We start from the raw sequence: 13,908 nt of genomic DNA, 5'->3' as shown, positions 1-13,908 counted from the left end.
TCCCTGAATTTTTAATTGCTCAAAAGTAAGAAATATTGCATTTTTCGGCAACATTTTTAGACTGATTTTAATATTATTTTACCTTTTTTGGATTGTGTAAAAATAAGATAGTCTTCTCCCCCATCTTTTAGCTGATATTTTTTCTTGATTTCTTCAGGTTTTAAGGGATAGTTTTTTGAAATTAAATTAAACTGCTCTTTCTTTTTAATTTGTTTTGAATCAATCACTTCCATCTCCAAAATTCTTCCCGGAAAATGATCAATTTTAATTTCAGAAGTGTATAAATGAGTATTTGGATGGAGTTTTTTAATTTTAAATTCCTTTGAAATCAAATTAAAAATTCCGGCTTTGAGAATTGTATTATTTGGAATATAAATAAATCTTTCAGGTTCAGAATATTCTGCTTCGGCATTTTTCTCCTCATTAATTCCAAAACTGAATTCTTTTTCTTCACTTTCAAGATTAATGCAATTGCAATTTATTTCTCCTGAATAATTTGTAGTAAGAGAAACAACAATCTCTTTAACATCGTTTCGAACGGCAATAATTTCTATTTTTGAAACATTTTTTAAAACCGAAATCAGATATTTAAGATCAATTAAAGGAGACAATTTTATAATCACTTCTTCAGAAATTGAAAGTAATTGCTCCTGAATTTCCAAAATATTTGGCGAAAGATCTTCTAAAAGAAATACTTTGTTTTTATTCTGATCTCTTCTAGCCGGATCGAGATAAATTACATCAAATTTCTCTTTATTTTCGATTAAAAAATCTTCTAATTTTTGATTGATAAACTTTGCTTTTTTATCTAAAATATTCCAATTATGTTCTACAATTTCTAAAAGTTCTGTATTTTGTTCAACTACAGTTATTTCGTCAAAGTTTTTAGACAAATAGAAAGCATCAATCCCAAAACCGCTTGTTAAATCAATAAATTTCTTTCCTTTTAATATTTCTGATTTATATTCAGCCGTTTTTTCTGATGAAGATTGTTCTAAACTTAATTGTGTTGGAAAAATAATTCCGTCCTGTGATAAAAAAGGAAATTTCTTTTGAGCAACTTGTTTCCCTTTAATTTGTTGAACAATTTCCTGCATTGAAACTTCAGGAAACGGGGACTTTTTCAACAACAAAGAATGCAAATCTGCGTTTAGATTTGCATTGATGTATTTTTGAATATCTGAATTTAATATATTAATTCCCACAGATTTCACAGATTTTCACAGATGATTATGTACATAATTTTAGTAACGATATTAATCTAAATTTCCATTTATTTTCCGAAAAATATTTTTAGCAATATAATCGGTATTGAAATTGACAAGTATTCCTAATTTCAGATCTGACAATCTAAGGTAAGTTAATAACTGTTTATGATGAACTTCACTAATTTCTTGTATAGATTTAATTTCCAAAATTACTTTGTCTTCAACAATAATATTTGCAATAAAACTCGAATCAATAATTGTATCTTTAAACTTTATAGACATTGGAACTTGGTTTTGAACCTTTAGTCCATGATTCTTCAACTCATGCATTAAAACTTTTTCATAAACTTTCTCCAATAAACCTGAACCTAATTCATTATACACAGAAATATTGCTTTTCTGACATAAAAGCTTATCTCATTTTCTTTCATTGCATTTGTGTGTTTTATTTTTAAAATCTGCACAATAATATTCACAATCATCTGTGAAAATCCGTGCAATCTGTGGGAGAATTACTCAAACATTTCAGCCCAACGAACAGCTTTTATTTCACTCTGATTATATAATTCCTCAATCGATTTTTTAACTTCTAATTTTGGATATAAATTCACACCAATCAGCTTGATTTTACCTTCTTCAACCCATTTTTGCTCTTCAACAGCCTGATCGTAAATCTTTTTTTGGATAATCCCTTGTTTTAAAAGTTCAAGATAGCCACCGTTTTCTTCAATTTCAACAAATAATTTCCAAGACTTGTCTGCGATTTGATTGGTAATATCTTCGATGTAATAACTTCCGTTTGAAGCATCTTCAAAGACATTAATGATGCTTTCGTAAGCTAAAACAATTTGTTGTTTAAAAGAAATTTCTTCCGAATTATCGGTGCTTTTTTCAACCAAATAATTAGTGCTGTATACTGCATCTGCTCCAGCAATCATTGCTGAAGCCAATTCTAAAGTCGAGCGAATAAGATTATTTTCATTATCTGAAATTGCTTTATTTCTCAATGAAGTTTCAGCAAAAATATATGGAATTTCGTCTAAATTATATTCTTTCGAAAGTTGATTAAAAACCAATTTAAAAGCACGAATTTTAGCCATTTCAAAGAAATAATTTCCTCCGACAGCGATTCTGAAAATCAGTTTATTGATGATTTCAGCTCCGTAAATTTCAATTAATTCTTTCGTTTTTGCTAAAGCAAATCCCAATTGTTGATAGATTGCGGCTCCTGAATTTTGATGAAGCGAAATATCTACACAAATATTTCTTTTAAAATCTTTTGCTAAAAGTTCTTTTACCAACTGATCATTAATCACCGCATTTTTTTCATCAAAAACATCAATCAACGAAAAATATTGATCTTCATCTTGCGGACTGATGTGTTCTGCTAAATCTTTGTTATTAACAAAAACCGTTTTCCCTACCAGATTTTCAACATTTTCATTTAAAAGAAATGCGAAAACGTCATCTTCAAGACTCTCGTGGTACGTTGCGACCAAGTGGGTACTTTCTTCCACTTTTGGAAGATTTAGCATCGGTTTTTCCACAGAATTATAAAAAGGTTTTACATCAATTCCTTCTAAATTTTCTTTGTTCAGAATGGTGTAAATATCTTCTGTTTTAAGCTGTTTTTTAACAAGATTTTCCCAGTTCGAGGAGGTTTCAGAGTTTGACATGGAATATGGATATTTATGAATTGTCAATCGTCAATTTTATTTCACAAGTGAATTTTGAATCGACGAAAATTTGACAACTATATTTACATTTAAATTAAAAATTGACAGCGAAGCTAATTGACTATTGACAATTCACCTTAATATCATTTTTTGGCAATTTTTGCACTGTCTACAACAAGAATGAAAATTTCTTCGTTCGGTTTTTTCATGAAGTAATTTTCTCTGGCGTATTTTTCTTTTTCAGATTTATTATTCATCAGTTTTTTATAGAATTTATCATTCTTTTCATATTCTGATTTATAATATTCAAGTTGTTCTTCATATTTGTTGATTTCACCATTCAACTCATTGATTACTAAGAATGAAGTTTTATCAAAGAAAATCATCCAAACCAAAAAAAGACAAATCGCAATCACATATTTATTCAAAATATATTCCTGAATAAATTTAAAGATTTCCGATTTAGGTTTTATGTCTTTAATAAGTTCTTTCTCAGCCATTTTTTAGTGTTTTCTTAATGAGTTTTTAATAACGGTGGTTAAAAAATCAATCGCAACAGAATTTTGTCTCATGTTCGGAATAATCAAATCAGCTTCGTTTTTTGAAGGCTCAATAAATTCCTGATGCATTGGCTTTAACGTTGTCTGATAACGGTGTAAAACTTCGTTCAGATCTCTTCCCCTTTCCTGTGTATCTCTTCTTATCCTTCTAATCAGTCTTTCATCTGAATCAGCATGAACAAATACTTTTAAATCAAATTCTTTCAATAATTCTTTATTCGTCAAAACGAGAATTCCTTCTACTACAAGAACATTTTTGGGTTCTACTGTAATGTGATCTCCGGTTCTTCCGTGCGTTACAAAGCTGTAAATAGGCTGTTCAATCGATTCGTTATTTTTTAAAGCTTTTACATGTTGCAGCAATAAATCAAAATCGATAGATTTTGGATGATCATAGTTTAATGCTTCTCTTTCTGTAAGCGTAAGATTATGATTATCATTATAATAATTATCCTGAGAAAGAATATTCATTCCCTCAATATCAAGCTGCTGAATAATCTTATCAACAACGGTAGTTTTGCCAGAACCAGTACCTCCGGCAATTCCTATTACAAGCATTCTATTTATTTCTTTAGAGTTTTTACAAAGATAGTATTTTAGATGAAATGAGATGTGAGAAATTAGAGTTTAGATCTTAGTTTAGATTAAAAAAAACTCCGACGATTGCCGGAGTTTATATTATACAATTTCGCTTGTTAAGCTTCTTGAAATTAATTTTTCGTGCATAGGTTTCAAAAGATCCATAGAACCTGTTTTCACCGTGCATTTCCCTTTATAATGTACCAACATTGTGCATTGTTCTGCCTGAATCGGATCATGCTTACAAATCTGAATCAAGGCTTCGATTACATCATCAAACGTGTGAATATCGTCGTTATGCAAAATTAATTTGTAAACTTCGTCTATTTCATCCAAAACAAGAACGTCTTCTTCATACTTACGTTTCGGATCTTCGTAATCTTTTATGCTACTATAAAAAATCATGTTTAAAAAATTTTAATCTTCTCCTAATTTGTCTAAAATATCGTCTACAATATTATTTGGCTCATTATAAACCAATTCCACCATCTCAACACTTTTATTATTCATTTTTAAAATCTTGAAATGATAATTTTCCAAATCAAATTCCTGGTTTTCTTCCGGAATATCTTCTAGAGCATGTAATATAAATCCAGCCAAAGTATTGTACTCACTTTCCTCTGAAACAGTCAGTTTTTTAGGTAAAGATTCGTTGATTTCGTCTAAAGGTTGTGTCGCTTTTACCCAATATGTATTTTCTCCTACTTTATCAACCAGTTTCTCTTCATCATCTTCTTCATCCTGAATTTCACCCACCAATTCTTCCAAAATATCTTCTAAAGTGATAATTCCTTCTGTTCCGCCAAATTCGTCAATTACAATGGCTAAATGTTGTTTTTTCTGTTGGAAAATCTTCAATAAATCTGAAATTTTCTTACTTCCAACCACAAAAAATGAATCACGCATCAATTCTCTAAGATCATCGTGACTCAATTCTCCTTTCCTTTTAACAAATTCTCTGATGATTTCTTTGGTGTAAAAAACTCCAATCACATTATCAATCGAGTTTTCATAAACAGGAATTCTGGAATATCCGCTTTCCATGATTTTATTGATAATTTCATTTAAATCATCAGCAAAATCAATAGATGTTATATTTTGTCTCGGAACCATGATTTGTTTCGCCGAATGATCGGTAAAATCAAATGCATTTTTTATGATTTCGTAATTTTCTTCTTCAATTTCTCCACTGTCTGCAGATTGTTTTACCAAAAGCTGAAGTTCTTCTGTAGAGTGAATTTCCTGCTCGGAAGCCGGATGAATTTTTATTAATCTTAAAAATCCATTTGACATTAAATTCATTAACCAAATAAATGGTTTGAAAACCGTATAAAAAACTCTCAAAGGAACTGCAGTTGCCATTGTCGTAGCTTCTGCTTTTCTGATGGCGATAGATTTCGGGATTAATTCTCCAAAAACAATATGCATTACTGTGATAATCAGAAAACTACAAACTAAAGAAATAGTCGTAACTGTTGACTCGCTAAAATTAATATTTAAAGAATGAAATAAATTATCAATAACATGATGCATTGCACTTTCACCTACCCAACCTAATGCAAGAGATGCTAAAGTGATACCAAGTTGAGTTGCAGAAAGATATTCATCAAGATGTTTGATAATATGTTCTGCCTGTTTTGCCATAGAGTCACCTTCGGCAGCTTTGAGTTGGATTTGTGAATAACGAACTTTAACAATTGAAAATTCTGCGGCTACGAAAAAGCCATTTAATAATACAAGAAACAAGGCTAGCAAAAGCCTGACTATGTCCGAATCCATTTAGAAAATTATAATTTATTTTACAAAGATATACAAAATAATAATAACAAAAAAAGCACCGAGGATATCGATGCTTTCATATTTTTTGAATATTTTATTACGAGTTTTTCAAAGCTTCTGCTCCTGAAACGATCTCTAAGATTTCGTTTGTAATTGCAGCCTGTCTTGCTTTGTTGTAGAAAATAACCAAGTCGTTTTTCAGATCCTGAGCATTGTCGGTTGCTTTGTGCATTGCCGTCATTCTCGCACCGTGTTCTGCAGCTACAGAATCTAAAACTGCTTTGAAAACCTGAGTTTTAATAGATTTCGGAATTAAATTATCTAAAATTTCGTTTCTATTTGGTTCAAAGATATAATCAGTTTCAGTTTGACCTTCTTCTTTTTCGGTTTCAACCATTGAAATTGGAAGAAGTTGTTCTGTAATGACTTGCTGAGTTGCAGCGTTAATAAATTTATTATAAATTAAATAAACTTCATCAAATTTACCTTCTACAAAACTCGCCATTACACCTTCTGTAATGTTGGCAACTTTATCAAAATTAAGATTATCAAAAATTGCACTTTCATTTGAAAACACTGCACGGTTTTTTCTTACAGCATCATAAACTTTTTTACCAATAGTAAGAATTTCAACTTCGTACTGAGCATTATTCTGAAACTGGTGATTCAACTCTTTTACAACAGATGAGTTAAAAGCACCTGCTAAACCTCTGTTTGAAGTTACAGCAATAAATAGTACTCTTTTTACTTCTCTTGGTTGAGCGTAAACAGAAACTTGGTCAGGATCTGAACTAGAATTTACATTCTGGATAATTTCCTGAAGTTTTTCAGAATAAGGTCTTAACATTACGATGGCATCTTGTGCTTTCTTTAGCTTCGCTGCCGAAACCATTTTCATAGCACGTGTAATTTGCATCGTAGATGAAATTGAACTGATTCTTCCTCGTATTTCTTTTAAGTTTGCCATATTTGGTTAGTTGTTGGTTGTCGGCTGTTGGTTGCTAGTTTTAGAAAATTCTGTCAACTATCAACCAACAATCATCAACTAATTTTTAGTTATATTTTGAAGCTAAATCTGTAGCAACTTGCTTAAGAACACCTGTAATATCATTATCGATTTTTCCAGCTTTAAGAGCAGCCATAGTTTCTGGGTGCTTAGATCTTAGGAAAGCGATATATTCAATTTGGAATTCTTTAACTTTCTTGATAGGAACGTTTCTCATTAAGTTCTCAGTACCTGCATAAATCATAGCAACTTGGCTATCAACAGGAAGTGGAGAATTTACTGGCTGCTTCAACAATTCAACGTTTCTTTCTCCCTTTGAGATAACTGCTAAAGTAGACGCATCAAGGTCTGAACCGAATTTAGCAAACGCTTCCAATTCTTTATATTGAGCCTGGTCTAATTTAAGAGTACCAGAAACTTTTTTCATTGATTTAATCTGAGCATTACCTCCAACACGAGATACAGAAATACCTACGTTGATTGCCGGACGAACTCCTGAGTTGAATAAATCAGACTCCAAGAAAATCTGTCCGTCAGTAATAGAGATTACGTTCGTTGGAATATATGCAGAAACGTCACCTGCCTGAGTTTCGATAATCGGAAGTGCAGTTAATGAACCACCACCTTTTACAAGAGGTCTTAGTGACTCTGGTAAATCATTCATCTGACTAGCAATTTTGTCATCTGCAATTACTTTTGCAGCTCTTTCCAATAATCTTGAGTGAAGATAGAAAACGTCTCCAGGATAAGCTTCACGGCCCGGTGGTCTTCTCAATAGTAGAGAAAGCTCACGGTAAGCTACCGCTTGTTTAGATAAATCATCATAAATGATCAATGCTGGTCTACCAGTGTCTCTGAAGAACTCACCGATAGATGCACCTGCCATTGCAGAATATACCTGCATTGGAACCGGATCTGACGCGTTAGCTGCAACGATTACAGTATATGCTAAAGCTCCTTTATCAGAAAGAGTTTTAACAATTTGTGCTACTGTAGAAGCTTTCTGACCGATCGCAACATATATACAATATACAGGATTTCCTGCATCAAAAAATTCTTTTTGGTTGATAATTGTATCAATAGCAACAGTAGTTTTACCTGTCTGTCTGTCACCAATAATAAGCTCTCTTTGACCTCTTCCTACAGGAATCATAGAGTCAATCGCAACGATACCAGTTTGTAAAGGCTCAGTTACAGGTTGTCTGTAGATAACACCCGGAGCTTTTCTTTCCAATGGCATTTCGTATAAATCTCCTGTGATAGGACCTTTACCATCGATTGGATTACCAAGAGTATCAACTACTCTACCTAACATTCCTTCTCCTACTTTAATAGAAGAAATTCTGTTTGTTCTTTTTACTGTATCTCCTTCTCTTACTAATTTACTTTCACCCAAAAGAGCAACACCTACGTTGTCTTCTTCTAAGTTTAGTACGATACCTTCTACATCGCTAGCAAATTTCACCAACTCGCCGTATTGTACATTTTCTAACCCGTATACACGAGCAATACCATCACCGATGGTAAGAACTGTACCTACTTCCTCAACATTTGATTGAGTATCGAAGTTGGCCAATTGCTGTTTTAAGATCGCAGATACTTCTGCTGGATTTATTTCTGCCATTGTATGGTTGTTTTTTTCTTAATTTAACTGAAAGTCTTTTTTAATCTTATCTAATTTTGCTTTTACAGAAGCGTCAACTTGTTGATCACCTACTCTCAAAATATATCCACCTAAAATTTCAGGTTTTACATTTACTTCAAGGTCAAAAGTTGCGCTTGAATTCACAAGATTAGTAGATCTTAGAATTTGCTCGATATTTTCATTGGAAAGTTGCGTTGCAGTCGTTAAAGTGATTCTTTGAACACCATTGATGTCTTCCACTTTATTGATGAATTGCTGTGCAACGTTTTTAAGCTGGCTTTCTCTTCCGTTTTTGATGATTAATCTAATTAAATTCTGAGCAACAGGCGAAAAGTTTTTAAAAATTTCGTTTGCAATTTCAGTCTTTTTGTTAGCATCAACATAAGGTGTCAGGAAAAATTTGTTCAAATCTGCAGATTCAGACATAATCTTTACAACATCTTTCATTTCAGAAAAAACCGCTTCAGTTTGCCCGGATTCGGTTGTGAATTCCAGTAAACCTTGTGCGTATCTTTTAGCTACTTTAGATGTAAGCATTCTTAGTTAAGATTTGATTTGTTTAAATAATTCTGAACCAATTCGTTCTGAGCTTCAGTATTTTCAAGCTTTTGCTTTAGGATAGATTCTGCGATATTTACAGACAAAATTCCAATCTGAGATTTAATTTCTGACATTGCAGCATTTTTCTCAGCGTTGATAGTTTGTTTTGCAGCTTCTATTAATTTGTCTCCTTCAGACTTAGCTGCATCTTTAGCTTCAGCTACGATTCTTTCTTTAATTTCTCTAGCTTCTTTTAAGATAGCATCTCTTTCGATTTTAGCCTCACGCATAATTCTGTCGTTATCCGCTTTAAGAGTTTCCATCTCTTTTTTAGCCAATTTAGCCTGATTAAGAGCATCCTGAATATTGTCTTCTCTTTCTTTTACAGCACTAAGAATAGGCTTCCAAGCAAATGCTTTAAGAAGAACTACTAATAATAAAAATACTATTGCTGTCCAGAATATGTTACCAATTGAAGGAGTTAATAATTCCATTTTATATCAATTATTTTTTTAATTTGTTTTAACTTTTTTAAAAGAATTCTACAAACCAACCGTTTGTAGAATTCTGTTTGTTTACTATTCTTATTTACCTAGTAATGCTACTACGATACCGAATAGACCAGCACCCTCGATAAGAGCCGCTGCGATAATCATTGCAGTTTGGATTTTTCCTGATTGTTCTGGTTGTCTTGCAATACCTTCCATTGCGCTTCCACCAATTTTACCAATACCTAATCCAACTCCGATTACTGCTAAACCAGCTCCGATTGCTGCGATACTACCTGTCATAATATTATATTTAAAAAGTTATTTTTTTATTTTAATTTGATTAATGATCGTGATGAGGCTCTTCTACAGCCGACCCGATAAATAATGCTGTCAACATCGTAAAGATATAAGCCTGTAAAGCTGCTACCAATACTTCCAGTACATAAATGAATAATGCTAAACCTAATGATACCGGAGTAATTAAGTAAGTTTTCATGATAAAAATCAAAGAAATCAAACTCATAATAATAATATGTCCTGCTGTCATGTTAGCAAAAAGACGAATCATCAATGCAAAAGGTTTAGTGATAATTCCTAATAATTCTACTGGAATAAGAATAATATAGATTAAAATCTTTCCACCGAATGGCATGTTTTTCCCCAAAGGATCCAACATGTGCATCCAATATGTTTTTCTACCGCTTAAGTTTACAATTAGTAAAGTAAATACTGCAAGAACCATTGTAAATGCAATGTTACCTGTTGTATTTGCAGACCCCGGAAGTAATCCTAAAATATTCAATAGCCAAATAAATAAGAATAAAGTAACCAAATAAGGTACATATTTTCTATATCTAACTGAACCGATATTTTGTAAAGCAATATCATCTCTTACGAAAACAATAAGGGGCTCCATAAATTTAGCAATCCCTGTAGGAACCTGAGATTTTTTATAACTTGCTGCTGAAGCAAAACCAATGATTAATAAAATCACAGCAGCTAATAGCATTTGAGCAACTACTTTAGTGATTGAGAAATCTAAAGGCTCATTATTCGTTGGATGACCGTCGTGCATTTCTAAATCACCTGCAGCATTCGTAGAATAAATTTTATTGTGGTGAACTTTGTAGAAATTACCATCTACTTCAGCTACTTTTTCCTCTTCATGTCCGAATTTCTCAGAGCTAAAAACTTTCAAACCGTTATCCCAAAGAATTACAGGTAAAGAAATCCCTACAGAATTGTGACCTTCACCCCAAAGATGCCAATTGTGTGCATCAGCAATATGGTGCATAATAAATGGAACCGGATTGTACACTTCATCCTTTGCAGCTTCCGCAGTACCTTCATGTGTTTCTGCAAAAGAGAAGCAGAAGACAAAAAGATAAAGGGCGATTAACAGTTTTTTAAAACTCATGACTAGACTTTTATTTCTAAAATTTTTGCAAAAATATAAATTTTTATTCGATTTTTAATGATTCTTCAATTTTATATTACATGATATTAGTCTTGTTTTTTAACTAATTTTAAAATGAAAATTACTTCAATTAAAAGGTAAATCCAATACAGAATAAAGTATGGCACCACATTTAGCTTAAAATCTTCCTGAAATAGAGCAATATATCCTATTGCAAACATTTTAAAAACGACAAATCCAAGAAAAATAAATCCTATGATATTCTTTTTTTCAAGGGCAAAAACAATTAAAATCGTCAATAAACTAATTAGCGTGATAAAAAATATCAGAAAATGGATTTTATAATTGAGCACCACAACATTTTTTTCTGCCAATTGCCACTGTGCAATAAATAATACAGCAGACATCAGCAAAAAAATTCCTAATCCTTTTAAAACAACAATCAATTTTTTCATTGGCTGCAAAACTACCAAAATTTATCAATATCAGTTAATGACATTTTGAAATTTTAAAATATACATTTCTTTACAAAATAAATTTCCGCATTTAAACGGAAAAGTAATTTCGACAATAATTTTGATTTACTAAATTTTATATATTTGATAAAGGCAAAAAATGAAATTAGAGAATATCTGAAATAATCATTCAAACCCCAAACCTCACAAAATGATGAAACTCCTCCACTTTCCCTTATTATTTTTGAGTTTACTATTTCTGGCTTGCAGTAATGAGAGACAGACTAAGAAAACATTAACTTTAAAAAATAAATCTGCAGAAAAGAAAGATATTCCTTTTAATTCTGAAACTAAAACGATCCATATTTTTGTTGCGTTATGTGATAATAAATATCAAGGAATAGTTCCCGTCCCAGAAAAAATTGGAAACGGACAAGATCCTGATAATAATTTGTATTGGGGTTGCGCTTTTGGAGTACGTTCTTATTTTAAAAAGAGTAAAGAATGGAAATTTATAGAAAGTAGAAAATTAAAATCTGAAAAATTAGAAAGAATTATTTTCAAACACGTCACAAAAAACTTCTATTTGGTTGCCGATGCCTATAATGGGAAATTTATCAAAGAATCTACCGTTGATTTTCTAAACAGCATTAGCGGTAAAAATAAAGATACTTTAAAAGTTGGAAAAACAACAAGCGGAATCGGTGGAAATTCAAAATTACTGGCTTACATTGGTCATGATGGTTTAATGGATTTCCAACTCAATGAAACTTTCGAAAACACAGATAAAGAAAAACGTGATGTCATTATTTTGGCGTGTTACAGTAAGAAATATTTTTCACCACATTTAGCAAAAGCCAACATCAATCCTTTGGTTTGGTCAACAGGTTTGATGAGTCCGGAAGCTTACACTTTACATGACGCCATTTCAGGATATTTATTGAATGAATCTAATGAACAAATCAGAACGAGAGCTGCAAAAGCCTATTCAAAATATCAAAAATGCAGTGAAAAAGCAGCAAGAAATCTTTTGGTAACAAATTAAAATTGAATGAAAAAATAATGTTCTGCAAATCATTCTAAGACATTGCAAACCAAAAACATTCAATACCGCTTTTATAGCTGAATGAAATTCCCTATTTTTGCACACTATAATTTACAATTAATATGTTTAATAGTTTACAGGATAAATTAGACAAAGCCCTTCATAATATTTCCGGACGTGGAAAAATTACCGAAATCAACGTTGCGGAAACCGTAAAAGAGATTCGTAGAGCATTGGTAGATGCCGATGTTAACTATAAAGTTGCTAAAGATCTTACCAAAAGAGTTCAGGATAAAGCTTTGGGACAAAACGTTCTTACTTCGCTTACTCCGGGACAGTTGATGACAAAAATTGTTCATGATGAATTGGTAGATTTAATGGGTGGTTCTCAGGAAGGAATTAATCTTTCAGGAAAACCTTCTGTTATTTTGATTGCCGGTCTTCAAGGTTCGGGTAAAACAACTTTCTCTGGAAAGCTTGCTAATTATTTAAAAACTAAAAGAACAAAAAAACCTTTATTGGTAGCTTGTGACGTTTATCGTCCTGCTGCAATTGATCAGTTGAAAGTTCTTGGTGGACAAATCGGAGTTCCGGTTTTCACGGAAGAAGGTTCTGTAGATCCTGCAAGTATTGCTAAAAATGCGATTGCTTTTGCGAAATCAAACGGTCACGATGTTGTAATCGTCGATACAGCAGGTCGTTTGGCGATTGATGAGCAGATGATGAACGAGATTAAAGTTGTTCACACTACTATTCAGCCGAACGAAACTCTTTTCGTAGTAGATTCAATGACAGGTCAGGATGCCGTGAATACTGCAAAAGCCTTCAACGATACTTTAAATTTTGACGGAGTTGTTTTAACGAAGTTAGACGGTGATACTCGTGGTGGAGCTGCTTTAACGATTCGTTCGGTTGTTGAAAAGCCAATTAAATTCATTTCTACAGGTGAGAAAATGGAAGCTTTAGATCTTTTCTATCCGGAAAGGATGGCTGACAGAATTCTTGGAATGGGAGACGTTGTTTCCTTAGTAGAAAGAGCTCAGGAGCAATTTGACGAAGAGGAAGCAAAAAAACTTCACAAAAAAATCGCTAAAAACGAATTTGGTTTTGATGATTTCTTAAAGCAAATCAATCAGATCAAAAAAATGGGTAACATGAAAGACTTGATGGGGATGATTCCGGGAGTTGGAAAAGCCATTAAAGATGTTGAAATTAGTGATGATGCATTCAAACATATCGAAGCGATCATTCATTCTATGACGCCGGATGAGAGAAGAAGACCTTCTATTATCAATACTCAGAGAAAAAACAGAATAGCTAAAGGAGCAGGAAGAAAAATTGAAGACGTAAATGCTTTAATGAAACAGTTTGACCAAATGGGAAAAATGATGAAGATGATGCAGGGACCTCAAGGAAAACAGATGATGCAGATGATGAGCAAAATGCCAAATATGCCGGGAATGGGCGGAATGTTTGGGAAATAATTGAACGAATTTCTATAAAATAT

At 32.3% G+C, this 13,908-nt stretch carries 16 protein-coding genes; 2 read left to right on the top strand and 14 right to left on the bottom strand.

The genetic code is table 11. The features are described from left to right. Positions 1-56: 56 nt before the first annotated feature. From OF897_RS05725 to OF897_RS05660, 14 genes are all read right to left on the bottom strand, one after another. Entirely contained in the window at positions 57-1,205 is a 1,149-nt protein-coding gene (locus OF897_RS05725; protein WP_267264726.1) for a class I SAM-dependent methyltransferase, read from the bottom strand. Between the two features lie 51 nt (positions 1,206-1,256). Then, positions 1,257-1,592, bottom strand: a complete 336-nt coding sequence (locus OF897_RS05720) for a GxxExxY protein (RefSeq protein ID WP_323809022.1) — start codon at positions 1,590-1,592, stop codon at positions 1,257-1,259. A 128-nt stretch (positions 1,593-1,720) separates the two neighbouring features. Beyond that, on the bottom strand, positions 1,721-2,884 hold the full coding sequence (locus OF897_RS05715) for a methylmalonyl-CoA mutase family protein (RefSeq protein WP_267264725.1): 1,164 nt from the start codon (positions 2,882-2,884) through the stop codon (positions 1,721-1,723). 143 nt (positions 2,885-3,027) lie between these two features. Then, positions 3,028-3,384: an FtsB family cell division protein gene (locus tag OF897_RS05710; RefSeq protein ID WP_267264724.1), complete on the bottom strand. Its 357-nt coding sequence runs from the start codon at positions 3,382-3,384 to the stop codon at positions 3,028-3,030. A gap of 3 nt (positions 3,385-3,387) precedes the next feature. After that, positions 3,388-4,056 (bottom strand): uridine kinase, encoded by a 669-nt coding sequence (udk, locus tag OF897_RS05705; protein WP_323809023.1) that lies wholly within the window; start codon positions 4,054-4,056, stop codon positions 3,388-3,390. Between the two features lie 66 nt (positions 4,057-4,122). Next, positions 4,123-4,428, bottom strand: coding sequence for an ATP-dependent Clp protease adaptor ClpS (locus tag OF897_RS05700; protein ID WP_267264722.1), 306 nt, complete (start codon positions 4,426-4,428; stop codon positions 4,123-4,125). Positions 4,429-4,440: 12 nt separating this feature from the next. Continuing rightward, positions 4,441-5,802, bottom strand: a complete 1,362-nt coding sequence (locus OF897_RS05695) for a hemolysin family protein (RefSeq protein WP_267264721.1) — start codon at positions 5,800-5,802, stop codon at positions 4,441-4,443. Between the two features lie 97 nt (positions 5,803-5,899). Next, on the bottom strand, positions 5,900-6,769 hold the full coding sequence (gene atpG / locus OF897_RS05690) for an ATP synthase F1 subunit gamma (protein WP_267264720.1): 870 nt from the start codon (positions 6,767-6,769) through the stop codon (positions 5,900-5,902). 85 nt (positions 6,770-6,854) lie between these two features. Next, positions 6,855-8,432, bottom strand: coding sequence for a F0F1 ATP synthase subunit alpha (atpA, locus tag OF897_RS05685; RefSeq protein WP_267264719.1), 1,578 nt, complete (start codon positions 8,430-8,432; stop codon positions 6,855-6,857). 18 nt (positions 8,433-8,450) lie between these two features. Beyond that, complete coding sequence (atpH, locus tag OF897_RS05680) at positions 8,451-8,990, bottom strand: ATP synthase F1 subunit delta (protein ID WP_267264718.1); 540 nt, start codon at positions 8,988-8,990, stop codon at positions 8,451-8,453. Between the two features lie 2 nt (positions 8,991-8,992). Further along, complete coding sequence (locus OF897_RS05675; protein ID WP_267264717.1) at positions 8,993-9,487, bottom strand: F0F1 ATP synthase subunit B; 495 nt, start codon at positions 9,485-9,487, stop codon at positions 8,993-8,995. Between the two features lie 90 nt (positions 9,488-9,577). Then, positions 9,578-9,784 (bottom strand): ATP synthase F0 subunit C, encoded by a 207-nt coding sequence (gene atpE, locus OF897_RS05670; protein WP_066676872.1) that lies wholly within the window; start codon positions 9,782-9,784, stop codon positions 9,578-9,580. Positions 9,785-9,824: 40 nt separating this feature from the next. After that, positions 9,825-10,901 carry a F0F1 ATP synthase subunit A gene (gene atpB / locus OF897_RS05665; RefSeq protein WP_267264716.1) on the bottom strand — a complete coding sequence of 359 codons (1,077 nt, stop codon included), beginning with the start codon at positions 10,899-10,901 and terminating at the stop codon, positions 9,825-9,827. Positions 10,902-10,987: 86 nt separating this feature from the next. Continuing rightward, the gene (locus tag OF897_RS05660) at positions 10,988-11,356 is read right to left on the bottom strand and encodes a hypothetical protein (protein ID WP_267264715.1); all 369 of its coding nucleotides are present in this window, start codon (positions 11,354-11,356) and stop codon (positions 10,988-10,990) included. Between the two features lie 211 nt (positions 11,357-11,567). Here OF897_RS05660 and OF897_RS05655 point away from each other — a divergent pair, with 211 nt between their 5' ends. After that, complete coding sequence (locus tag OF897_RS05655) at positions 11,568-12,401, top strand: hypothetical protein (protein WP_267264714.1); 834 nt, start codon at positions 11,568-11,570, stop codon at positions 12,399-12,401. A gap of 122 nt (positions 12,402-12,523) precedes the next feature. Further along, positions 12,524-13,885 (top strand): signal recognition particle protein, encoded by a 1,362-nt coding sequence (gene ffh, locus OF897_RS05650; protein WP_267264713.1) that lies wholly within the window; start codon positions 12,524-12,526, stop codon positions 13,883-13,885. The last annotated feature ends 23 nt before the right edge of the window (positions 13,886-13,908 follow it).

It is taken from the genome of Chryseobacterium formosum (assembly GCF_026460885.1).
GTDB lineage: Bacteria > Bacteroidota > Bacteroidia > Flavobacteriales > Weeksellaceae > Chryseobacterium > Chryseobacterium formosus.
This window is presented reverse-complemented; position numbering and strand designations above follow the sequence as displayed.

Excerpts from the sequence above, each read along its gene's own strand:
- OF897_RS05715 (WP_267264725.1), bottom strand. The coding sequence starts at position 2,884 with ATGTCAAACTCTGAAACCTCCTCGAACTGGGAAAATCTTGTTAAAAAA.
- OF897_RS05710 (WP_267264724.1), bottom strand. The coding sequence starts at position 3,384 with ATGGCTGAGAAAGAACTTATTAAAGACATAAAACCTAAATCGGAAATC.
- OF897_RS05700 (WP_267264722.1), bottom strand. The coding sequence starts at position 4,428 with ATGATTTTTTATAGTAGCATAAAAGATTACGAAGATCCGAAACGTAAG.
- OF897_RS05695 (WP_267264721.1), bottom strand. The coding sequence starts at position 5,802 with ATGGATTCGGACATAGTCAGGCTTTTGCTAGCCTTGTTTCTTGTATTA.
- atpG (WP_267264720.1), bottom strand. The coding sequence starts at position 6,769 with ATGGCAAACTTAAAAGAAATACGAGGAAGAATCAGTTCAATTTCATCT.
- atpA (WP_267264719.1), bottom strand. The coding sequence starts at position 8,432 with ATGGCAGAAATAAATCCAGCAGAAGTATCTGCGATCTTAAAACAGCAA.
- atpH (WP_267264718.1), bottom strand. The coding sequence starts at position 8,990 with ATGCTTACATCTAAAGTAGCTAAAAGATACGCACAAGGTTTACTGGAA.
- OF897_RS05675 (WP_267264717.1), bottom strand. The coding sequence starts at position 9,487 with ATGGAATTATTAACTCCTTCAATTGGTAACATATTCTGGACAGCAATA.
- atpE (WP_066676872.1), bottom strand. The coding sequence starts at position 9,784 with ATGACAGGTAGTATCGCAGCAATCGGAGCTGGTTTAGCAGTAATCGGA.
- atpB (WP_267264716.1), bottom strand. The coding sequence starts at position 10,901 with ATGAGTTTTAAAAAACTGTTAATCGCCCTTTATCTTTTTGTCTTCTGC.
- OF897_RS05660 (WP_267264715.1), bottom strand. The coding sequence starts at position 11,356 with ATGAAAAAATTGATTGTTGTTTTAAAAGGATTAGGAATTTTTTTGCTG.
- OF897_RS05655 (WP_267264714.1), top strand. The coding sequence starts at position 11,568 with ATGATGAAACTCCTCCACTTTCCCTTATTATTTTTGAGTTTACTATTT.
- ffh (WP_267264713.1), top strand. The coding sequence starts at position 12,524 with ATGTTTAATAGTTTACAGGATAAATTAGACAAAGCCCTTCATAATATT.